Here is a 21,231-nt window from a genome sequence, read left to right as displayed (position 1 = left end):
CTGGTCGCACCGACCGCCTCAATCGTCGTGGTCGGGACGCCGATCGTTCCGTCGCCATTCAGATCCTGATGAAGAATGGTCTCGGCTTGCTCCAGCGTCATGCTGGTGCCAGCGACCGCTCCGGTGTTGCTCGTAAAGTTGCCGCTGCTGTCGGTCGTCCAGACGGTGAACTGGTCCGTACCTGGGATCTGCCAGGCAACCTCATAGCCGGATGAGATCTGCTCTGTGCCGATCGGCATCCAGGCTCCGAACTGTCCCGCCACCACTGCCGATCCACCGTATTTCAGCGCGGGCCCCGTCCCACCCGCAACCGGATTCAAGTAAAAATTGCTGCCGCTCTGAAGCAGACTGGTCGCACCGACCGCCTCGATTGTAAAAGGTGCGAGGACACTGCTCGCAACCGCGCCGTCGGTAAACTGGAAATATTCAACGTTCTTGACAGTATCGGTGCCGTCTGGTGAACCGGATCGCTGATCGGCAATGGTGAGGGTCTGCGTCGCCGAATGGTACGTGACGGCGTAGTTCGCCCTGTTGCCCGAATACACCGCCGTGTCGGTGCCCGAATCGCCGTTGATGGTGTCGTTGCCGCCGCCGCCGGTCAGCGTATCGTTGCCGGAACCGCCGTTCAGTGCATTGGCGATGGCATTGCCGATGATCGTGTCGTTGCCGGAGCCGCCGATGGCGTTGTCGATGTAGGAACGCGCGTCGTTGTTGTAGAGATAGGCATTGTAGACGTTGCCCGACGCGTAATGGCCGTTGCCGAGATTGGCGAGTTGAACCGACGAGAACAGAGACGACGCACCTGGATTGAGGTTGATGCTCAAGTTCGTCGTGTAGTTTGACAGGTCGTAGGTATCGACGCCGCCACCATCCCAGATCGTCTCGTAGATGCGATTGGCCGAGCCACCGACACCCCCATTGTCGGCCGGCTGGCCGGAGCCGTTGATGAACTCCTGTCCGGTGGTCGGGCTCCACGTATAGACGGTGGTCCCGCCCTGGGTGGTGTAGTTCGCGCCGTACATCGTCTGCAGCGCGAGGATATCGTTGGCCATATAGGTCTGCGGATATCCATAGGCTTCGTTGGTATAGCCGGTCGACGTGGAAGCACCGACATAGCTGCGATAGCTCATGACGGTGTATTCGCTGTCGTCATGCGTGCTCGGCACCGCGACATTGGCAGGGCCGCCAGTTTCCTGACTGTGCTTCAAGCCAAGGGCGTGTCCGAGCTCGTGCAACGCAGTCGTAAAATAGTAATTGCCGAGCGCCGCCTGCGAATAGTTGTAGGCGGTTCCGAACCACACGTCGCCGCCGGGCGCGTAATTGCCGGGGTAATAGGCGTAGGATGTCGGATTGGCGGCCGGCGACTGCGCCACCATGATGTCGGCGCCGTTCGTCCCGGCGTACTGGATGTTGGCGTTGGTGTAGCCGAGGATCAGTCCGATCGCGTAATTGATCGCCGCCTGCATCTGACTCGGCGCCGGGGCAAAACCCGAGGTCGTCGGCTCACCGTCGCCGCCGCTATAGGGATTGGCGTAGTCGCTTGCAGCGTCCGGAAAACTGTAGGTGATCGTGCCGGTCCATTTATAGCCTGACAGCAGGCCGTCGATCTCGGCGTTGTTGGTGGCACTGACGGTGACTGCGGTAGCCAACGGGATCTCCGAAGCAGCAAACCCCGTTCGATTCGGGGCGCGGACAGGTGATTTTAGCTTGAGAGTTAAACGTTTGGTTTAATTTTGGCGAGCCGGTTCGGACTTCTTCCATAAGGCCGTGTAAGCCATGAAATCCCGTAGTCATACGGTCCAGGACAAGGGCCCCGGTTCCGACCAGCTGCCGTGTTGCGAGTGAAATCATGAAACGACGTTCCCTCTCGGCCGGCCTGTTCGGCGCCCTGATGGCGCTCGCCGGGCCGGGCCATCTACCCTTCGGAGGACTGCCTGTCATGGTCGGCAAAGCCAATGCGGATGAGAGCGGCAAGGAAAGCGCCAAGCAAGGCGGCACAGCGGGGCGCGCGTCCTCCGTTCCAATGGCCCGCGACCCCTCGGCTGCGGTCGCGGAGGAGTACGAATCCGCCCGTCGCAAGGGAACGCGGGAGGCGTTCGAGCTGTTCATTGCGCGCCACGGCGATGACCCGCTGGCCGAGCAGGCGCGCGCCGAGCTGAAACAGCTGGCGCGCTGATCCTTCGCGGGCGCCCCCTCAGGCATTGCATTTCGACAGGCGGCATCCGCGCGGCCCTGACCTGCCGCGTGATGTCTTGCTGCATGGTCTTTCAGCACTATGGTAGGCTCACAATCTGTCCCGGAGCCCATCAAGATGCCCTTTCCGCATGCCTCGGAAGCCCTGTCACGCTTTACCGTGCTCGATCTGACCCGCGTCCGGTCCGGGCCTACCTGCGTGCGGCAGCTCGCGGACTGGGGCGCCAACGTGATCAAGATCGACGCGCTCACCGAGGATGCCGGCGGCGAGCAGCCGGGCGGGCCGCGGCGGGGCTCCGACTTCCAGAACTTGCATCGCAACAAGCGGGCGATGACGCTGAACCTGAAAGACGAGCGCGGGCTCGCCGTGTTCAAGCGCCTCGCCGCCAAGGCCGACGTCGTGGTGGAGAATTTCCGCCCCGACGTGAAGAAGAAGCTCGGTATCGACTATGAGGGCCTCGCCAAGATCAATCCGCGCCTCGTCTACGGCAGCATCTCCGGCTTCGGCCAGGACGGGCCCTATCACAAGCGGCCGGGCTTCGATCAGATCGCGCAAGGCATGGGCGGGTTGATGTCGATCACCGGCGCGCCGGGCGAAGGGCCGATGCGTGTCGGCATTCCGGTCGCCGACCTCACCGCCGGTCTATTCTGTGCCATGGGCATCCTCACCGCACTGCTGGAACGCGAGGTCTCGGGCAAGGGCCAGTGGGTGCAGACCTCGCTGCTGCAGGCCCAGATCTTCATGCTCGACTTCCAGGCCGCACGTTGGCTGATGGAGAAGGAAGTGGCAAAGCAGGCCGGCAACAACCACCCGACCAGCATTCCGACCGGCGTGTTCAAGACCTCGGACGGCTACATCAACATCGCCACTACGGGCGGCCGGATCTGGGAGCGCTGCGCGCAGGCGATCGGCGCGCCGGAGCTCTACAGCCATCCCGACTATCTGACCGCGCCGGCCCGCTCCAAAAATCGCCATGCGCTTAATGCGGAGATCGAGAAGCGTACCTTGACGAAGTCCACCGAGACCTGGGTCCGTGAACTCAACGAGGCCGGCGTGCCCTGTGGGCCGATCTACGCCATCGACCAGATGTTCGAAGACGAACAGGTCAAGCATCTCGGCATTGCGCAGGAGGTGCCGAATGACGAGGGTCGCGACATCCGTCTGGTCGGCCAGCCCGTGACGCTGTCGCGCACGCCGAGCAGGATGGTGGCGCGGCCGCCGGAATTCGGCGAGCAGACCGACGAAGTGCTGAAGGAGTTCGGCTTCGGTAACGACGAGATCGCAAGCCTTCGGACATCAAAGGTGGTGTGAGCCTCGCTTGAGTCACCAATGAAAGCGCGCTCGTCGAGCTTTGGCTTTGAGCAAACGCGCATCTTGGCCGCTGAAGCAAAAGCCGCTAATGCAAGGCGAGAGAACCTGATAGCGTCGTTGAAAGCCGAAAACTTGTTAACTGATCGATGAGTACAAGGTACGTAGTCCTAAATACACAGCAAGCCGCCATCAGGTTCGAAGTGCCACTCCGATCACGCTTGTTGCAGAGCAGCAGACTTTTTACCGAATGCTCGCGCCGCTGAACAGCTTTATTTGCTCAAAACAGTGATACGATCACAGCTCTTCGAATTCGGTCAGGGTGCGAATGCAAAGGGACGTTCAGGAACTCCTAAGACTTGAACAAATTTGCCTTGATCTCGCAGCATTGGCACAGATGGAGTGCGAGCGCGCCGGGCTATTAGAGGTTGCCAAGGACTGTCAGAAAGCCGCAGCAGGGCTCAAGCTCGGAACTTCAGGTCGGAAGCGTTGGCTCAACTGGTATGGTGATAAGTGATAACTGCGGATGTAGAAGAAGACTTAGTGCGGATAGCACCCCACCAAGCGGACCACGTATCGGTTGGTGCGCAATCTGTTCCGATCCGTGTCCGGCGCCCTCAATGGGCCGATCACCATTGACCGAATGTTCGAGGATGCCTTGGTCAGGGATCCAGAGACACCGGCCTCGCAGAGGACCCGGCCCACCGAAGTGGCCTCCAGATCTGTCTTGTCTCGGCCAGCACGTAACCCTGTCGCGCACGCAAAACGGCGGCCGCCGGAACTCGGGAGCAGACCCCGAAGTGGTCAAGGAGGCCGCTTAGGGGACGAGTTTGCCAAGCTCAGGGACGCCACGGCCGTGTAAGCAGACCATCGCAACGTGCGCGCAACAAGCCTCCAGAACGACAAAGCCGGGGGAGAGCCGGGTTTTCTTCCTTTTGACGCCTCTCCATATCCATCTCCATCTGCGAAAGATTACCCTCAGCGCGGGGCCGGCTTGCTTGCCCGCATCAATCCGGCACGGGCAAGGAAGCCGTCGATCACAGGCCAAAACAGCAGCACGATCGCCAAGGTCGTGATCGAGCCGACCAGGCCGTTCGACCAGAACACCTTGAGGTCGCCGCCGGCGCCGATCATCGACAGACGGAAGGCATCCTCGGCGCGGTTGCCGAGCACGAGCGCCAGCGTGAACGGTGCGAGCGGAATGCCGATCTTCTTGAAGACGTAGCCGACGACGCCGAAGCCGAGCATCAGCCAGATGTCGAATATCGCGTTCTGGATCGCATAGGCGCCGATCGCGCACGACACCACGATCATCGGCGCCACGGCGGCGAACGGCACGCGCAGGATCGAGGCGAAGATCGGCACCGTCGTCAGCACCAGCACGAGGCCGACGACATTGCCGAGATACATCGAGGCGATCAGGCCCCAGACGAAGTCCTTGTGCTCGACGAACAGCAGCGGTCCCGGATTGAGCCCCCACACCATCAACCCGCCGAGCAGGATCGCAGCAGTGCCGGAGCCGGGAATGCCGAGCGCCAGCATCGGCAGCAGCGCCGCGGTGCCGGAGGCATGCGCGGCGGTCTCGGGCGCGAATACGCCCTCGATGCGGCCCTTGCCGAAGCTCTCGGGATCCTTGGAGAAACGCTTGGCGAGATTGTAGCCCATGAACGAGGCGGCGATCGCGCCGCCCGGGGTAATGCCGAGCCAGCAGCCGATGAAGGAGGAGCGCAGCAGCGTCACCCAGTATTTCGGCAGGTCCTTCCAAACGCTCAGCACGACGCGCAGCGAAATGCTCGCCGCGTGTCCGCGCAGCGCCAAGCGCTCCTCCATCGTCAGCAGGATCTCGCTAATGCCGAACAGGCCGATGACGGCGACGAGGAAGTTGATGCCGCGCAAAAGCTCGGACGAGCCGAAGGTCATGCGCAGATTGCCTGACACCGTGTCCATGCCGATGCCGGCGAGCAACAGCCCCAGCGACATCGAGATGACGGTCTTGTGCTTGGCCTCGCGCCCTAGCCCGACGAAAGAGCAAAAGGTCAGCAGATACACCGCGAAGAACTCGGGCGGGCCGAACTTCAAGGCAAAGGACGAGATCATCGGGGCGAGGAAGGTGATCAGGAGCACCGCGACCAGTGAGCCGATGAAAGAGGACGTGAACGCAGCCGTCAGCGCCTCCGCCGCCCTGCCCTGCTGCGCCATCGGATAGCCGTCGAAAGTGGTCGCGACCGACCAGGCCTCGCCCGGGATGTTGAACAGGATCGAGGTGATCGCGCCGCCGAACAGCGCGCCCCAATAGATGCAGGACAGCATCACGATCGCCGAGGTCGGGTCCATCGTGAAGGTGAGCGGCAACAGGATCGCGACGCCGTTGGGTCCGCCGAGTCCGGGCAAAACGCCGACGAAGATGCCGAGCACCAGCCCGACCATCATCAGCACGAGCGTCTTCCACGTCAGCAGGACCGCAAAGCCGTGAAGCAACAGACCGAAAGCTTCCATGGGGGGCCCGCCTAGTAGCCGAAGGCCGCTTCGAGCGGCCCTTTCGGCATGATGACGTCGAAGGCGATGTCGAAGGTAACGAACATGATCGCCGTGAATACGACAGCGGTGAGTAGCGACTTCCACAGCGCGATCTTGCCGACGAGACGCATGAAGCTGGCGATCAGCAGGAAGCTCGCGACATAGAGGCCGAGAAATTGCGTCGCCAGGCAGAACAGCAGCGTCGGCACGAACACCGCCATGACGCGGCGGGCCTGCGCGCGCGTGACGAAGGTTTCGGGTGCCTCGCGGTGCGCGACCAGCGCCACGATCAGGCCGTAGAGGCTGGCACCACCGAGAATGACGGAGAGGTAGAACGGGAAATAGCCGGGCTCCGGCCCGGTCGAATCCCAGGAGGCGCCGGTGCGCCAATTGTCGTAGCCGAGTGTCGCGGCCAGCGCGAGCAGCAGCAGACAGACGAATATCTCGATCGTGCCGGAGGAGACGACGGAAGGCGAGTCGTCTTCGGGCGCGGTCGGATCGTCGACGACGATTTCAAGATGGGTCTGGGGCATGAGCCGTTTGGGACGGAGTAAGTTCAATTCCCCCCCTCTCCCCGCTTGCGGGGAGAGGTCGGGGTGAGGGGAAGTCTCGACGGGGAGGGTGAGAGTTGGACTCGCGGAGAGAGTCCTCACCCCAACCCTCCCAGCGCGAGCGAAGCTCGTCGCGCCTCCGTAAGAACGGGGCGAGCGAGAAGAGGCCGCTACTTCGCGACGAATCCGGCTTCCGTCATCAGCGACTTGTTGACTGCATCGTCCTCCTCGAGGAATTGCACCATGTCCTTGCCGGTGAGGAAGATCGGCTTCAGCGCCTGCTTTTCCATGTAGTCCTTGTATTCCGCGGTCTGCGTCACCTTGTGGAACAGCTCGACATAGAAGGCCTGCTGTTCCGCCGTGACCTTGCCGGGCAGGAACATCGCGCGCAGCATCAGATACTGCACATCGACGCCCTCCTCCTTGCAGGTCGGGATGTCGGCCCAGGACTGCGTCTCCGTCACTTTACTGGTGTAGGAGATTCGCTCTTTGTCGAACACGCAGAGCGGACGCACCTGGCCCGCGCGCCAGACCTCGAGATTTTCAGATGGATTGTTGACGTTGGATTCGGTGTGGTTGCCGACGAGCTGGGTCGCGGCCTCGCCGCCGGACTTGTAGGGCAGATAGGAGAATTTCGCGCCGGTCTTCTGTTCGAGGAACACAGTCAGCACGTGATCCTCGCGCTTGGAGCCGGTGCCGCCCATCTTGAACGGGGCGCTCGCCGCCTTCGCGGCGGCGACGAACTCCTTCACCGTCTTGGGACCCGCGCTGTTGTCCCACAGCACGAACTGGTCGAGTGCGATCACAGAAACCGGGGTCAGCTCACGCCAGTTGAACGGGATCTTCGCCGACAGTGGCAGCATGTAGATCAGCGAATAGGCGATCAGCACCTTGTTGGGATCGCCCTCGCTGGATTTCATGTACATCAGTGCTTCCGCGCCGGAAGCCCCGCCCTTGAGCGAGACCACGATCGGCTGCTTCATCAGATTGTTCTTCTGGATGGCGGCCTGCATCATCCGCGCCATCTGGTCGGAGGCACCGCCCGCGCCCGCGGCGACCACGATCTCGACCGGCTTGCTCGGCTCCCAGCCGGCAAGGGCCGGCGTGCTCAACGATAGCGCTGCTGCGACGCCAACAGCTTTCACTAGAATTCGCACGAGTTTCGTCCCCTGGATTATTAGCTTTGCTTCTCGACGCATTGTGCGGACTAATGCGAGCGAGTTCAAGCACGCGGGTATCCCGCTGCCTATGACTTTCGGCTGACGAAGCCAAGCCGCAGATGCGCTACTTGCCCTTCCAGTTCGGCGTGCGCTTGTTGAGGAAGGCGTCCATTCCCTCGCGGAAATCTTCGCTCATATAGGCCTTGAGGATCAGATCCTCGCCCTCTTCGCGCGACAGCGTGCGGCGGATGCGGCGCACTGCCTCCTTGGTCGCTTCAAGCGTCAGCGGGGCGTGGCTCGCCACGAGCCTGGCGGTCTCGTCGGCGCGGCGCTGCAGCGTCTCGACGTCGGAAACGATCTCGTTGAGGAGGCCGAGGGCCAGTGCTTCCGGTGCCTCGACGAGGCGCGCCTTGAAGATCAGATCCTTGGTGCGGGCGGGGCCGACCAGCGAGACGACGCGGCTGATGTTCGACATCGACAGGCAGTTGCCGAGCGTGCGCGCGATCGGAAACCCGATGCGCGTCGTTTCAGTCCCAATGCGCAGGTCGCAGCACGCCGCAATTCCGGCTCCGCCGCCGGTGCATGCCCCCGCGATCGCCGCGATCACGGGCACGCGGCATTGCTCCAGCGTGCCGAGCACGCGGTCGATGCGGGCCTCATAGTCGAGCGCATCCTGCGCGGTCTTGAACGCACGGAATTGAGAAATGTCGGTGCCGGAGGCAAACGCCTTGTCGCCGGCGCCGGTCAGGATCAGCGCCTTGATCGAGCGGTCAGCGTTGATCTCCTGGCAAATGTCCGCCATGCGCTCGTACATGGCGAAGGTCAGTGCGTTGCGCGCCTGCGGGCGGTTGAAGGTGATCCGCGCGATGCCGTCCGTGACGGAGTAGAGCAGGTCTTCATTGGCCGTCGTCGGTGCGTTCATCGCGCGCTCTCTTTCTCGAAGTTGGCTCAGGCAAGCTGAGCTTCAGGCCACCCGAGCCTTTAAGCCACCTGAGCCTTGGCCATCGGCACCACGTCGCGTCCCTTCAGGACGTCCATGGCCGCCAACACGCCGCCGCTCCGGTGCGGGATCTTTGCAAGATCGAGGCCCATCTCGACGCCGGCGAGCGTTCCCATCAGCATCAGGTCGTTGAAATGACCGATATGGCCGATGCGGAACACCTTGCCCTTGATCTTGTTCAGGCCGGTGCCGAGCGACATGTCGAAGTCTTCCAGCACCACCTTGCGGAAGGCGTCGGCATCGTGGCCATCAGGCACGCGCACGCCAGTCAGCGCCGGCGAATGCGCGGCAGGATCGGCGCACTGCGTCTCCAGGCCCCAGACCTTGATCGCGGCACGGGTCGCCGCACTGTGGCGCTTGTGGCGGGTCCAGACGTTCTCGAGCCCCTCCTCTTCCAGCATCTTGATCGCCTCGTGCAGGCCGTAGAGCAAATTGGTGGCCGGCGTATAGGGGAAGGTGCCGAGCTTGTTGAAGCCGATGACCTCCTGCCAGTCCCAATAGGAGCGCATGCCGGGGTTGGCCTTGGCCACCGCGAGCGCCTTCTCCGAGACGGCGTTGAAGCCCAGGCCCGGCGGCAGCATCAGGCCTTTCTGGGAGCCCGCGACCGAGACGTCGATGCCCCAGGCATCGTGCTCGTACTCCATCGAGCCGAGGCCGGAGATGGTGTCGACCATCAGCAGCGCCGGATGCTTGACGCGGTCGAGCAGCTTGCGCACCTCCAGCGGCGGCGTCACGCAGCCGGTCGAGGTCTCGTTGTGGACGACGCAGACCGCCTTGATCGTGTGCTGCTTGTCGGCCACAAGGCGCTTCTCGATCTCGGCGAGATCGGCGCCATGGCGCCAGTCGCCCGGGATGAAGTCGACGTCGAGCTTGAACTTGTCGGCGATACCGCGCCACAGCACGGCGAACTGGCCGGTCTCGCACATCAGGACCTTGTCGCCGGGCGCGAGCACGTTGACCATCGCAGCTTCCCAGGCGCCGGTGCCGGACGAGGGGAAGATGATCACGGGCTGCTTGGTGCGGAACACCCGCTGCATGCCGGCGAGAACGGCGAAACCGAGCTCTGCGAACTCCGGACCGCGATGGTCCAGCGTCGGCATATCCATCGCCCGCAGCACCCGGTCGGGCACGTTGGTCGGTCCTGGAATCTGGAGAAAATGCCTTCCAGTATGCACGGTCATCGGCGTCCTTCCCGGTCTCTGAGTCTGTCTTGAGCCTAGCTCGACTTCGAGCCTGTTGGCTGAAGGAGGCTGAGCGAGCTGCTCGAATATCACTATTCGCCGGGCTTGTCCCTCGCCGGGCGGGGTCCGTCAATGCACAAGAAGCAGGGCTCGCCTTGCCAAGGGCCGTGACCGGGGGCAAGACGGGGGCGGCGAACAGGCAAGAGCGGACCATGGCGGCGGAAGTGCCCGGGAAATCACAGGATTTGGCCAAAAAGGACGGCATCGCGGCCCGTCTTGCTCGGGAAATCACCGGCGACGTCCTGTTCGACGCTTTCAGCAGGGGCCGCTACGCCACCGACGCTTCCTTCTACCAGATCGTGCCCACTGGCGTGGTGGTGCCGCGCACCATGGACGACGCCCTCAAGGCACTGGCGATCGCCCGCGACGAGGGACTGAAGGTGACCCCGCGCGGCGGCGGCACCTCACAATGCGGCCAGACCGTCAATGACGGCCTCGTTGTCGATCTCTCCAAACACCTCAACCGGATCCTGTCGCTCGACGTCGAAGGGCGCTCCTGCGTGGTCGAGCCCGGCATCGTGCTCGACGACCTCAACCGCCAACTCCGAAAGCACGGCCTCTGGTTTCCGGTCGACGTCTCCACGGCGTCGCGCGCCACCATCGGCGGCATGGCGGGCAACAATTCCTGCGGCGGCCGTAGCCTGCGCTACGGCACCATGCGCGACAACACGCTGTCGATGGAGGCCGCGCTCGCCGACGGCACGCTGAGCCGCTTCGGCGAGGTCTCGCGCGATCTCTCCGATCTCGATGCGAACGACAGCGCCCGCGCCCTGTTCCGCGACATGCTCGATCTTGGCGCCCGCGAAGCCGGGGAGATCGCGGCGCGTTTCCCAAAAGTGCAGCGCCGTGTCGGCGGCTACAATCTCGATGCGCTGGTGCCGCGCAATGCGCGCAACAACATGGCGCACCTTCTCGTCGGCTCCGAGGGTACACTCGCTTTCACAACCAAGGTCGAGCTGAAGCTGTGGCCCGTGATCCGCAACAAGGTGCTCGGTATCTGCCATTTCGGCAGTTTTTACGAGGCGATGGACGCGGCCCAGCATCTGGTCAAGCTGAAGCCGATTGCGATCGAGCTGGTCGACCGCACCATGCTGGCGCTCGGCCGCGACATCGCGATGTTCCGGCCCATCATCTCCACGGCGATCGAGGGTGATCCGGATGCGGTGCTCGTGGTCGAGTTCGCCGAGGAGGATCAGGCGGACAACCTCGTGCGCCTGAAGCAGCTCGGCGAGCTGATGGGCGATCTCGGCTTCGGCTGGAACAACGACAAGCGCAAATGGGGCGGCGTGGTCGAAATCACCGACCCCGCGCTGCAGAGCGGGATCGCCGATTTCCGCGCCGCCGGCCTCAACGTCATGATGTCGATGAAGCAGGAAGGTAAGCCGGTCTCCTTCGTCGAGGACTGCGCCGTGCCGCTGCCGCATCTCGCCGACTACACCGCGCGTCTGAGCGAGGTGTTTGCCAGGCACGGCACCAGCGGCACCATGTATGCTCACGCCTCCGAAGGCTGCCTGCATGTGCGGCCCGTGCTGAACTTGAAGCTGGAGAAGGACGTCAAGGCGATGCGGGCCATCGTCGAAGAAACCTTCGAACTGGTGCGCGAATACAAGGGCTCGCATTCCGGCGAGCACGGCGACGGCCTGGTGCGCTCCGAATTCCACGAAACGATGTTTGGCGAGCGCCTCGTCACCGACTTCAAGGAAGTGAAGCAGCGCTTCGATCCCGAGGGCGTGCTCAATCCCGGCAAGATCGTCGACGCCCCCAGGATGGACGATCGATCGCTGTTTCGCTTCAAGCCGGACTATCGCGTCGCTGAGCTAAAGACGAAACTCGACTGGTCCGCTTATCCCGGAGCCGGTGGCGGTTTCCAAGGCGCGGTCGAGATGTGCAACAACAACGGCGCCTGCCGCAAGCTCGAGGGCGGCGTGATGTGTCCGTCCTACCGCGCGACGCGCAACGAGAAGGACGTGACGCGAGGCCGGGCCAACACACTACGGCTCGCGATCTCCGGCCAGCTCGGCGCAGGCGCGCTCTCCTCCGACGAGATGATGGAAACGCTGAAGCTCTGCGTATCCTGCAAGGCCTGCCGCCACGAGTGTCCGACCGGCGTCGACATGGCCAAAATGAAGATCGAGGTGCTCGCCGCGCGCGCGGCCTCGCATGGTCTGACCTTGCGCGATCGCCTGGTCGGCTACCTGCCGCGCTATGCCGGCCTCGCGTCGCGCTTCGCGCCGCTGGCAAATTTGCGCAACCGCAGCCCTCTGCTGCGAAAGCTGTTCGAGCGCTTTGCCGGCATCAGTGCGCGCCGCGCGCTGCCCGCGTTCCGCAGCGACGTGTTCGTGCCGCCGGCCGAGGCGGTCGGGCCGGAAACCGGGCGCGAGGTGGTGCTGTTCGCCGACACGTTCAATCGCATCTATGAGCGCGAGAACCTCGAGGCCGCGTTGCGCGTGCTCGCAGCCGGCGGCTATCGCGTGCATCTACCGAAACCTGCAAGCGGCAGCCGTCCGCTGTGCTGCGGCCGCACCTTCCTGTCAGCGGGTCTCGTCGACGAAGCCAGATCCGAGCTCGATCGTCTCGTCGCCGCATTCGCGCCCTTCGCCGCGCGCGGCGTCCCGATCGTTGGCCTCGAGCCAAGCTGCCTTTTGACTCTGCGCGACGAGCTCGCCTCGCTGCGCAAGGACGATGACGCCAAGGCCGTCGGCGCCCACGCGCTGACCTTCGAGGAGTTCCTAGTGCGCGAGGCCGAGGCCGGCCGGCTGCAACTGCCGCTCGGCCGGATCGCAGACAAGGCAATGGTGCATGGCCATTGCCATCAAAAATCATTTGGCGCGTTCAAGCCGGTCGAGCAGGTGCTGCGCCTCATCCCTCGCCTTGAGGTCGAGACCATCGAGTCGAGCTGCTGCGGCATGGCCGGCGCCTTCGGTTATGGCGCCGATACCTACGATGCCTCGATCGAGATGGCCGAGCTCTCGCTGCTACCCGCCGTGCGGCGCGCGGACCAGGCGACGTTGGTCGTTGCCGACGGCACCTCCTGCCGGCACCAGATCGAAGACTGTGCCCAGCGCGAGGCGCTTCACGTTGCGCGCGTGCTGGCGATGAGCCTCGATCGTGCGAAGACCCAATCCACAACCCCTCCCCTTGCAAAGGAAACCAGCCGTGGCTGATCTCACCCTCGACACCGCCCGCAAGATCCTCGAAGCCGCCTTCGCGAAATCCACCGAGTTGAAGCTAAAGCCGCTCGTCGTCACCATTCTCGACGCCCGCGGCGTGCTGAAGATCGCCGCGGCGCAGGACGGCACCAGTCTGATGCGCGCCGAGATCGCGCACGGCAAGGCCTATGGCGCGCTCGCATTGGGCATGGGCTCGCGCGCTCTCTTCCAGCGCGCGCAGGAGCAGGCCTATTTCATCGACGCTGTGAACACCATGGCCAACGGCGCGCTGGTGCCGGTCCCCGGCGGCGTGCTGATCATGGACGGCACGACGCTGCTCGGCGCCGTCGGCGTCTCCGGCGACACATCGGACAATGACGAGGCGTGTGCGGTGGCGGGCATCCAGGCGGCAGGGTTGAAGGCCAACGCGGGATAGCGATCATCCACGCACCCAGATGAAACGATCCGCCCCCGCAGGGCGAAAGAGGGGCCGACATCGCCATTCTCAGCTTAGCTTAAAGATCATATGGCCGGATTTTGACTTAAGCTCTCGAATCGAGCTGCGAGTCAGGCTTCATCAACGTCGCCATCGTCATCCTGATCGTCATCATCCGAATCGACAGCCATAGCTTCGATGTAGTCACGGCGGACATCCCGCAGCGTGCGACCCGATGTCGGATCGGCCAGGAAGAACCACCATCCCCCGGTCTTCTTTCCATAGATGGCGATCGCCGCTTCCCTTGCGGTCTCAAAAGGCTGACCATCGACTTCCACGCGCCCGTCCGCCAGCAAAGTTGCCACGCGATGACTGTATTTCTTTCGTTTCGGAATCAAAGACATTCCGGGGTGTAAATGACCTGCATTGATCAGGTCTGTAAGCTCCACCTTCCTTACAGATCGCTGCCGAGGGCGGCAAAGCCCGAGCGATGATTCGGAGGCACCGCCCAAATCTCCGCAATCAGACGCACCAGCTCTTGGTACGTTCTCGGATGGCCGCGTCTGTCCACTCGCTACCGCCCCTCTTCAACAAGTCCCTGTTCAAGATAAGTACGTCGTGACCCTCAAAACCCACGCGCTTGCTGTTTGCGCCTGACCAAGGACCGTTAGAGACTGTTGAATTAAGCTTTCCGGTCAGCAGGGTAAGATTGCCCAGCGTGTGTATGAGGCGATCTCGATCCTCCTCATCGATTCCCCGCACCGGCCAATGCTGCTGCCAGTTCCGCGGCATCACATGCTCAATCGCCAATTTTGCACGGGAGACCCGCTCGCCTCCGAGTCCCTGCTTGCTACCATTCCAGCCGCGTAGATGATCTTCAATGCTTTCAAGCACCATACGAACCTGCTTGAGTTCATCAAGTGAGAAGAACAAGTTTACGAAGGGATTAGGGGTGGGCTCGGTTCTCCCAACCACCAGCGGGAAGAGATGGCAACATCGCCCGCTTCAATGTCGGGTTGCGAGTCGGTGGTCCGCTATGAACCGGGCGGCAGACTTGCGTCCTCTCCTTCAATCTTCGGCGTGAAGTCTCTGCCCATCGAACCGACACCGCCTACCCACGTGCCGACGATTTCAAAGTTCCGATTGAAGGCGACCAAATCCGCGCGGTATCCCGGCGCGATCCGTCCAAGCTCGGACTCAAGGCCCAGAAATGCCGCGGGCGTCCGAGAGGCCATGATGAGGGCATCGATAAGGGAGATTTCGAGCAGCGCAACAACATTGCGCACCGCCTCGATCATGGTGAGGTGAGCGCCAGCGAGTGTCCCATCGGGACCCGTCAGGCGGTTTTCGTGCAACGTGACCTGCCTTCCTTGCAGCATGAATTGGCGGTCGTCGGTGCCCACCAATGGCATGGCATCGGTGACCAGCATCAATCGATCGCGTCCCTTGCAACGGAAGGCAACGCGCAAGCCGGCACGGTCAACGTGTATGCCGTCACAGATGATGCCTGCAAACAGCCGGTCATCCCAAAGCGCGGCGCCCACCAGGCCCGGCTCCCGGGCGTTCAACTGCGACATGGCATTGAACAGATGAGTCACCCCCGAGACACCGCGATCGACCGCCTGCCCGATTTCGGCTGCAGTGGCGTCGCTGTGGCCAGCCGCGACGCGCAATCCGGCGCCGATCAATTCATCGATCATGGACGCCGGCACGCATTCCGGGGCCAAGGTCACAATCGAGCGGCCGCGGCCCCCGAAACTTTTGATCGCGGCGAGATCGCGCCGATCGGGCACGCGTATCTCGGCTTCCGGATGAATGCCTTTGCGCGACCTGTTGAGGACCGGTCCTTCCAGATGAAAGCCGAGAACGCCGGGAATCTTCAGACAAGCCTCCGCGGCTGTAGCCAATCGCTCGATGACCTCGCTGCGATCGGTGATGAGGGTCGGCAAGCAGCCCGTGGTCCCCGCCTTGCGGTGCGCCTCGACGATGCGTCGAACGCCAGCCTCGGTTGGCTGGTCGTTGAGAAGAAGGCCGCCGCCTCCGTTCACCTGGATGTCGATGAATCCGGGCGCAAGGATCGCGTCCGCGGGAAGATGGATTGAGGCGCGCGCCTCCGCCTCGCCGAAGGTGATGCTTTCAATCCGCCCCTGCGAGATTCTGACCGACCCCGGCCCGCGCATGTCGGCACCATCAAAGATGTGCTGCGCGGAAATCGTGGGAGCGGAATAACCAGCGTTGCCCATCTGTATTGATCCGAGAATGGCAGTCACGGACTCGTGAGGCGAGTCCCGTAGAAGGTCCTCAAATGTACACCAGGCAGCTTCGGCGGGACCCGGAAAGAAACCTCCGCGTTAACGTTCCATGGGAACAAAAGGTACCACGTATCTCGGCATTGATGGCGGCGGAACTCGCTGCCGCGCCCGGATCGAGGACGAAAATGGCACGCTCCTCGGTGCAGCAAGCGCGGGGCCTGCCACGACGCGGATTGGCTTTGACAATGCCTGGCGGTCCATCATGGAAGCCACTGAAGCGGCAGCCGCACAGGCCGGACTGACGCGCGAGGATTTCGCGCGGATGCACGCCGGAATTGGCCTTGCCGGTCTTGGCCGCCGGGGCGCGGAAGCGGCGCTCAACAAGATCGCGCATCCCTTTGCGTCGGTCATCTTCATCAGCGACGGCCTGGCGGCCTGTCTCGGCGCCCATAGCGGCGCGGATGGCGCCATCGTGGTAGCCGGCACAGGCTCGGTGGGTGTCGGCCTGATCAACGGCCGCGAAATCCGTCTCGCCGGTTACGGCTTCCCCGTGTCGGATGAAGGCAGCGGTGCCGACATCGGCCTGCAGGTTGTCCGACTGGCGCTGCGGGCCGCGGATCGCCGCGGCCAGCTAACCCCATTGCTTTCAGAGGTGCTGGGCGCCTTCGATCATGATCCTTATCAGGCGGTGGCCTGGTCTGAAGAAGCCAGGGCCACCGACTACGCAGCGTTCGCGCCGATCGTGATGCGGCACGCCAATCAGGGCGATCCGGTCGGCCGTCGCATTGTCGAACGCGCGGCCGATGCCATTGGCGATCTGCTTGATCTTTTCCTGGCGAGAGGAATTGACCGCCTCTCGCTGGTAGGCGGGCTCGCGGATGCCATTACGCCGTGGCTGACGCCAGACCTGCGCGCGCGCCTGAGGTGTCCTGATGCCGACGGGGCGGCCGGCGCATTACTGGTGGCGCGAGGGCGGCTTGAGGTGCCCAACAAAGACCTACCCAAGAGAGAAGCTGACCAAGAGCAGGCTTCAAAGTTCCGCCTTTGATGGAGCATGGATCAATTATATGGCCACCGAAGAAGTCGATCCCCGCTTTGCCGATCTTGATGCATGGCAGCTCGCGTCAGCGATGGAAGCGATGTGGGAGGGCCAGCTTGCGGCAGTCGCGGCGATCGGCCATGCCCTTCCCGCGATTACTGCGGCGACCGAGGCCGCCAAAGCCGCGCTGGGTGATCATGGACGCCTGGTGTATGTCGGCGCCGGCACCTCGGCCCGCGTAGCGGTCCAGGACGGCGCCGAGTTGATGCCGACCTTCGCATGGCCCAGCGAGCGCGTTCACTTCATCGTCGCCGGCGGAGACAGCGCGTTCGTCACCAGCATCGAAGGTGCTGAGGATGATATCGATGACGCGGTCACACAGATCAATGCCGCGCGGCTCACGCCGCACGACGTGGTGATCGCCGTTGCCGCCAGCGGAACAACGCCATTCACGGTCGCGGCGCTGCAGCAGGCAGGCTCTTTTGGTGCAGTGACGATCGGTGTTGCCAACAATCCCGGCACCGTACTGCTGGCGTCCGCAAAGTTTCCGGTGCTCATCGAGACCGGCCGCGAACTGATCGCCGGCTCCACGCGGATGAAGGCGGGCACCGCGCAAAAGGTCGTGCTGAACCTGATCTCCTCAGGAATCATGCTGCGCCTTGGCCGGGTGTATCGCGGCATGATGGTGAACATGCAGCCGACCAATGCCAAGCTGAAGCGGCGTGCCGAGGCCATGGTGGCGCAAATCGCGCACTGTGATCCGTCGCACGCGGCACACTGGCTTGAGCAGGCCGAGGGAGACATCAAGACGGCAGGCCTGCTGGCGTTGGGTGTCGACAGCGTCGATGCCGAGACCATCCTGAAAAACTGTGACGGCAATCTTCGGCGCGTGTTTGCCGAGCTCGCCGGGGATCGTGACTCGCATCGTGATCGGCATCCCAAGGCAGCGGCGCGCAAGCAAGGCGGAGGGGTCGAGCCGTGACGACATCCGCGATGGCGAGCGAAATCGGAGAAAGCGCGGATGTTGTCGCCAAAAGCCTTGGTAATCGCCCGGCCACGCGCGACATCGCACAGCGAATTGGGATTGGCTGTGCGCCCCTGTGCGTCGTGTGCGGCCGGGGCAGCTCGGGGCATGCCGGGGTTTACTTGAGATACCTTGTCGAGACGCGGCTTCGCCTTCCCGTTTCAGCCAGCGCTCCTTCGGTGATCACGGCTTTTCGCACTCCGTTGATGCTGCGCCATGCGCTGTTCATCGTGATCTCGCAATCCGGGCGCAGCCCGGATCTCGTCGCGGCGACCAGGTCGGCGCGCGCCGCGGGCGCCCGCACCATCGCCATCGTCAATGCGACGTCGTCGCCGGTGGCTGACGAAGCGGAATTCGTTGTTCCGATCGAAGCCGGCCAGGAGCACTCCGTAGCGGCGACCAAGACCGTGATCGGCTCGATGGCCGCCGGGGCCGGACTTGTTGCCGAGCTGGCGGGAGATCATGCGCTGCGGTCAGCCCTCGACAGGCTGCCCGAGCGCCTGCACTGCGCGCTACCGCTCGACTGGTCCGGAATTGCTGACGATCTCACCAAAGCGTCAGCGGTGTTTGTGGCCGCGCGGGGCCTAGGCTTGGGCTCCGCGCGGGAGATCGCGCTCAAACTTTCGGAAATCCTGCGCCTGCCTTCCATGGGTCTGAGCGCCGCCGAGCTGCAGCATGGGCCGCGCGCCGCGTTATCCTCGCGCACGCCGGTCATCATGATGCGCCTGATGGATGAAACGGCGGCCATGGTGGACGCGCTGGCAGAAGAATTGCGCGGGCAAAAAATCGCGCTTCATCTATGCGGCGGATCGCGTGGCTCGCTGCCCTGGTTGGCCGCGGATGATCCTGCCACCGACCCGATGACCATGCTGATTCCGGCCTATCGGATGATTGAGCAGGCAGCCCGGGCCTGCGGATTTGACCCGGATCGTCCACCTCGCCTGAGCAAGATTACCGAGACGTTCTGACGGCTGACCAATCGTTGGCTAGTCACCGAAAGCTGGGACTTCGCACAACGCGCGGCCTTTGCTATGTTTATCTACAAGCCGAACAAGCGGTGAGTGCACCGAACGTATTGCCTGCCTTCAAAAAGGGATACTAGAAGCCGCTGGCCAATGTTAGCCTGACCGCAAAGGGGTCGATTGATGACGTAGTCCATCACGTGGCTGGGCGCGGTGTGCCGCACTTGCAGAGGTTGTTAGCTATCGGTCTTGGAGGACGGGACCGCTGAGATGCCGCAGATGTCTTAACAGGGCACCGCTTCCTTCTTGTAAGTCCCCTAGAGATGCATCAGCGGTACTTCAGAGCGCGCCTAGCCTCGCGGATATTCGAGTTGCATGGCTACCATGTTGGTTGTGCGCTCTCCGTCGCGGGCTGTGATCGTATCTAAGGTATGATCGAGGGCTTCGGCCGGAGGGAGGCCGGGAAATGCTGAGACGCGCCGCACCCCGGGCCAGCTCGCGTTAGTGCGGTCGGGAATGATCCGAAACTTGTCGGGGGTCTCCACTGCCTCAGGGGTCAATGGCCCCAGCGTTGGGGTGACGATTGTGGGCTGGCCCTCGGTGCCGGATGCCATCACCTCGCATCCCTCACCTTTGTCCTGACGCAGTATCTTGCGCCGCGACCAAAGTGACAGCAAATGCCGACACTAATACGGTTGCCAATTTTGACATGACGGGCTCCGTTGGCGCGCAGCAGGAACGCGCGGCGGGATAACACGGCTTCGATAATCCTCACGGAGGAGCTTGGCGCGAAGATGGCGGTCAGACGTCCGCTCCGGCCCCATGAAGCGGGCGTTAATGAGATGCGTCTCGAATTCGGTTATGGGCCGGCCCAAGGCGACGTCGCAGGCTAGACCCGACATCAACGAAAGCCGCCGATTGGCGCGGCCTCCGGGTGCGCTGTGCATGTGGGGTCGCGAGCGATGGCGGATCACTGTGCCACACTGACCATCAGCGCTTTACAAGCGCCCTCTGCAGGTCTGGCGGTACCTGCGGCAATTTCCTTCGCCTCGTTCGCCCAATTCGTCCTTGTCATCAGAGCATCGCTGCTTCTGGATCCGTTGCCGACCAAAACGCCAGCCGCTGTCACGGTCGCGTCCCTTGGTGAAAGTCTCGATCGGCGGCGCTAGGGCGGCGATCGCGGTGGCGGAGATCGCGCCGACGCCAGGAATAGTCATCAGTCTGCGCGATACCTCGTCTTCGCGAGCGCGTCGCGTGATCTCCTTGTCGAGATCCGCGATCTTGCCATTCAACTCGGCGAGAAGGTCTAGCATCACTCGGAACATGGGACGGGCCGCTTCGGGAAGGGAGCTGGCCATCGCTTCTTCCTCGATCAGGTCGGCAAGCGTCGCCACATGCGATGGCCCCTTGGGCGCTATCCAACCGTTCCGTGAGGTGTCCTCGGACCGCGTTGATGAGCTGGGTTCGCTGCCGCACCAACAGGTCCCGGGAGCCAAGGCGCTGCCGAACGCCATCCAAGTCGCCGACCGATGGCATCTGATGGAAAATGCGAGCGCGGCCTTCCTTGATGCGGTGCGCCGCTCCATGAACAGAATCCGAACCGCAATTGGAGCGACGACGATCAACCCGGAATTGCTGACCTGTGCGGAAAAGCTGCGCTATCAGGGCTATCTGCGGCGGCAGGACAGCCATGCCGTAATTACGGCTCTCGTCAGCGACGGTGTGTCGCTCAAGGAGATCGTCCGCCGCACAGGACATAGTCGCAATCTGGTTCGCCAAATTAGCCGCGGCGGCGGTACGGATATGTTCCGCACCCGTCAAAGCACCCTGGACGGGCATCTGCCGTTCCTGGACGCGCAGTGGTCAGTCGGCTGTCGCAACGGTGCCGAGCTCTGGCGCCGCTTGAAGGGACAAGGCTTCAAGGGATCGCTGCGCGTCGTGGCGGAATGGGCGACGCGACGGCGACGTGCCGAGACTATCAGCCATCAACAATTGCAGAAGGTCCCCGCCGCCAGGACGATAGCGCAGCTGATGACGACGAAGCGCGACCACCTAACCAAGGCCGAGACCGTCACGCTTGCGGTCATCGAACAAAACGTTCCTATGCTGGCCGATGCCCAAGCTCTCGTTGGCCGCTTCCACGCGATGATCCGAAAGAAGGCCGAGATGGAGCTCGAACCTTGGATTGATGACTCCAAGCGGAGCCTCATTGCCTCGTTCGCGAATGGCATTGCCAACGATAAGGCCGCGGTGCACGCGGCTATCACGCAACCATGGTCCAATGGCCAAGTGGAAGCTCAGATCACCAAGCTCAAGGTGGTCAAACGGCAAATGTACGGGCGCGCCAAGCTCGATCTCCTTCAGGCTAGGCTGATTGGCGCGCCATAAAAACAATCAC

Annotated in this window: 16 protein-coding genes and 1 pseudogene; 8 read left to right on the top strand and 9 right to left on the bottom strand. The window is 63.0% G+C overall.

Going from position 1 to position 21,231, the window contains the following annotated elements; translation table 11 throughout:
- Positions 1-1,649, bottom strand: a 1,649-nt coding sequence (locus IVB50_RS34940; protein WP_247299456.1) for a M10 family metallopeptidase C-terminal domain-containing protein, incomplete at its 3' end; no start/stop codon positions are given.
- Positions 1,650-1,849: 200 nt separating this feature from the next.
- Here IVB50_RS34940 and IVB50_RS34935 point away from each other — a divergent pair.
- On the top strand, positions 1,850-2,176 hold the full coding sequence (locus IVB50_RS34935) for a hypothetical protein (protein WP_247299455.1): 327 nt from the start codon (positions 1,850-1,852) through the stop codon (positions 2,174-2,176).
- 135 nt (positions 2,177-2,311) lie between these two features.
- The gene (locus IVB50_RS34930) at positions 2,312-3,505 is read left to right on the top strand and encodes a CoA transferase (RefSeq protein ID WP_247299454.1); all 1,194 of its coding nucleotides are present in this window, start codon (positions 2,312-2,314) and stop codon (positions 3,503-3,505) included.
- A 975-nt stretch (positions 3,506-4,480) separates the two neighbouring features.
- Here IVB50_RS34930 and IVB50_RS34925 read toward each other — a convergent pair.
- The 5 genes from IVB50_RS34925 to IVB50_RS34905 form a co-directional block, all read right to left on the bottom strand.
- The gene (locus tag IVB50_RS34925; RefSeq protein ID WP_247299453.1) at positions 4,481-5,998 is read right to left on the bottom strand and encodes a tripartite tricarboxylate transporter permease; all 1,518 of its coding nucleotides are present in this window, start codon (positions 5,996-5,998) and stop codon (positions 4,481-4,483) included.
- Between the two features lie 11 nt (positions 5,999-6,009).
- The gene (locus IVB50_RS34920) at positions 6,010-6,552 is read right to left on the bottom strand and encodes a tripartite tricarboxylate transporter TctB family protein (RefSeq protein ID WP_247299452.1); all 543 of its coding nucleotides are present in this window, start codon (positions 6,550-6,552) and stop codon (positions 6,010-6,012) included.
- Between the two features lie 188 nt (positions 6,553-6,740).
- The gene (locus tag IVB50_RS34915) at positions 6,741-7,727 is read right to left on the bottom strand and encodes a tripartite tricarboxylate transporter substrate-binding protein (RefSeq protein WP_247299451.1); all 987 of its coding nucleotides are present in this window, start codon (positions 7,725-7,727) and stop codon (positions 6,741-6,743) included.
- A gap of 127 nt (positions 7,728-7,854) precedes the next feature.
- Positions 7,855-8,652 (bottom strand): enoyl-CoA hydratase/isomerase family protein, encoded by a 798-nt coding sequence (locus IVB50_RS34910; protein ID WP_247299450.1) that lies wholly within the window; start codon positions 8,650-8,652, stop codon positions 7,855-7,857.
- A gap of 59 nt (positions 8,653-8,711) precedes the next feature.
- Positions 8,712-9,911, bottom strand: coding sequence for an aminotransferase class V-fold PLP-dependent enzyme (locus tag IVB50_RS34905; RefSeq protein WP_247299448.1), 1,200 nt, complete (start codon positions 9,909-9,911; stop codon positions 8,712-8,714).
- A 212-nt stretch (positions 9,912-10,123) separates the two neighbouring features.
- Here IVB50_RS34905 and IVB50_RS34900 point away from each other — a divergent pair, with 212 nt between their 5' ends.
- Both IVB50_RS34900 and IVB50_RS34895 read left to right on the top strand, forming a co-directional pair.
- Entirely contained in the window at positions 10,124-13,135 is a 3,012-nt protein-coding gene (locus IVB50_RS34900; RefSeq protein WP_247299446.1) for an FAD-binding and (Fe-S)-binding domain-containing protein, read from the top strand.
- On the top strand, positions 13,128-13,556 hold the full coding sequence (locus IVB50_RS34895) for a heme-binding protein (RefSeq protein ID WP_247299444.1): 429 nt from the start codon (positions 13,128-13,130) through the stop codon (positions 13,554-13,556). The genes IVB50_RS34900 and IVB50_RS34895 overlap by 8 nt, the downstream gene beginning before the upstream one ends.
- Before the next feature lie 131 nt (positions 13,557-13,687).
- Here the strand turns inward: IVB50_RS34895 and IVB50_RS34890 are convergent, their stop codons facing one another.
- Together IVB50_RS34890 and nagA are read right to left on the bottom strand one after the other, a co-directional pair.
- The gene (locus tag IVB50_RS34890) at positions 13,688-14,068 is read right to left on the bottom strand and encodes a hypothetical protein (RefSeq protein WP_249807136.1); all 381 of its coding nucleotides are present in this window, start codon (positions 14,066-14,068) and stop codon (positions 13,688-13,690) included.
- Between the two features lie 522 nt (positions 14,069-14,590).
- Positions 14,591-15,799 (bottom strand): N-acetylglucosamine-6-phosphate deacetylase, encoded by a 1,209-nt coding sequence (nagA, locus tag IVB50_RS34885; RefSeq protein WP_247299440.1) that lies wholly within the window; start codon positions 15,797-15,799, stop codon positions 14,591-14,593.
- A 118-nt stretch (positions 15,800-15,917) separates the two neighbouring features.
- Between nagA and IVB50_RS34880 the strand changes: the two genes are divergently transcribed.
- The 3 genes from IVB50_RS34880 to IVB50_RS34870 are packed head-to-tail and all read left to right on the top strand — an operon-like array spanning position 15,918 to position 18,839.
- Positions 15,918-16,856, top strand: coding sequence for a BadF/BadG/BcrA/BcrD ATPase family protein (locus IVB50_RS34880; protein WP_247299438.1), 939 nt, complete (start codon positions 15,918-15,920; stop codon positions 16,854-16,856).
- 19 nt (positions 16,857-16,875) lie between these two features.
- Positions 16,876-17,829, top strand: a complete 954-nt coding sequence (locus IVB50_RS34875; protein WP_247299436.1) for an N-acetylmuramic acid 6-phosphate etherase — start codon at positions 16,876-16,878, stop codon at positions 17,827-17,829.
- A gap of 11 nt (positions 17,830-17,840) precedes the next feature.
- The gene (locus tag IVB50_RS34870) at positions 17,841-18,839 is read left to right on the top strand and encodes an SIS domain-containing protein (protein ID WP_247299434.1); all 999 of its coding nucleotides are present in this window, start codon (positions 17,841-17,843) and stop codon (positions 18,837-18,839) included.
- 992 nt (positions 18,840-19,831) lie between these two features.
- Here the strand turns inward: IVB50_RS34870 and IVB50_RS34865 are convergent.
- On the bottom strand, positions 19,832-20,227 hold the full coding sequence (locus IVB50_RS34865; protein ID WP_247299432.1) for a hypothetical protein: 396 nt from the start codon (positions 20,225-20,227) through the stop codon (positions 19,832-19,834).
- Positions 20,228-20,324: 97 nt separating this feature from the next.
- Here IVB50_RS34865 and IVB50_RS34860 point away from each other — a divergent pair.
- Positions 20,325-21,221 (top strand): annotated as a pseudogene (locus tag IVB50_RS34860) (transposase); the annotation flags it as partial.
- Positions 21,222-21,231 lie beyond the last annotated feature (10 nt).

This window comes from Bradyrhizobium sp. 87 (assembly GCF_023073015.1).
Taxonomy (GTDB): Bacteria; Pseudomonadota; Alphaproteobacteria; order Rhizobiales; family Xanthobacteraceae; genus Bradyrhizobium; species Bradyrhizobium canariense_D.
The sequence above is the reverse complement of the archived record's forward strand: the minus strand, read 5'-3'. Positions and strand labels throughout refer to the sequence as shown.

What these genes read in the sequence shown, in the direction of transcription:
- IVB50_RS34935 (WP_247299455.1), top strand. Translation starts at nt 1,850, where the DNA reads ATGAAACGACGTTCCCTCTCGGCCGGCCTGTTCGGCGCCCTGATGGCG.
- IVB50_RS34930 (WP_247299454.1), top strand. Translation starts at nt 2,312, where the DNA reads ATGCCCTTTCCGCATGCCTCGGAAGCCCTGTCACGCTTTACCGTGCTC.
- IVB50_RS34925 (WP_247299453.1), bottom strand. Translation starts at nt 5,998, where the DNA reads ATGGAAGCTTTCGGTCTGTTGCTTCACGGCTTTGCGGTCCTGCTGACG.
- IVB50_RS34920 (WP_247299452.1), bottom strand. Translation starts at nt 6,552, where the DNA reads ATGCCCCAGACCCATCTTGAAATCGTCGTCGACGATCCGACCGCGCCC.
- IVB50_RS34910 (WP_247299450.1), bottom strand. Translation starts at nt 8,652, where the DNA reads ATGAACGCACCGACGACGGCCAATGAAGACCTGCTCTACTCCGTCACG.
- IVB50_RS34905 (WP_247299448.1), bottom strand. Translation starts at nt 9,911, where the DNA reads ATGACCGTGCATACTGGAAGGCATTTTCTCCAGATTCCAGGACCGACC.
- IVB50_RS34900 (WP_247299446.1), top strand. Translation starts at nt 10,124, where the DNA reads ATGGCGGCGGAAGTGCCCGGGAAATCACAGGATTTGGCCAAAAAGGAC.
- nagA (WP_247299440.1), bottom strand. Translation starts at nt 15,799, where the DNA reads ATGGGCAACGCTGGTTATTCCGCTCCCACGATTTCCGCGCAGCACATC.
- IVB50_RS34880 (WP_247299438.1), top strand. Translation starts at nt 15,918, where the DNA reads ATGGGAACAAAAGGTACCACGTATCTCGGCATTGATGGCGGCGGAACT.
- IVB50_RS34875 (WP_247299436.1), top strand. Translation starts at nt 16,876, where the DNA reads ATGGCCACCGAAGAAGTCGATCCCCGCTTTGCCGATCTTGATGCATGG.
- IVB50_RS34870 (WP_247299434.1), top strand. Translation starts at nt 17,841, where the DNA reads ATGGCGAGCGAAATCGGAGAAAGCGCGGATGTTGTCGCCAAAAGCCTT.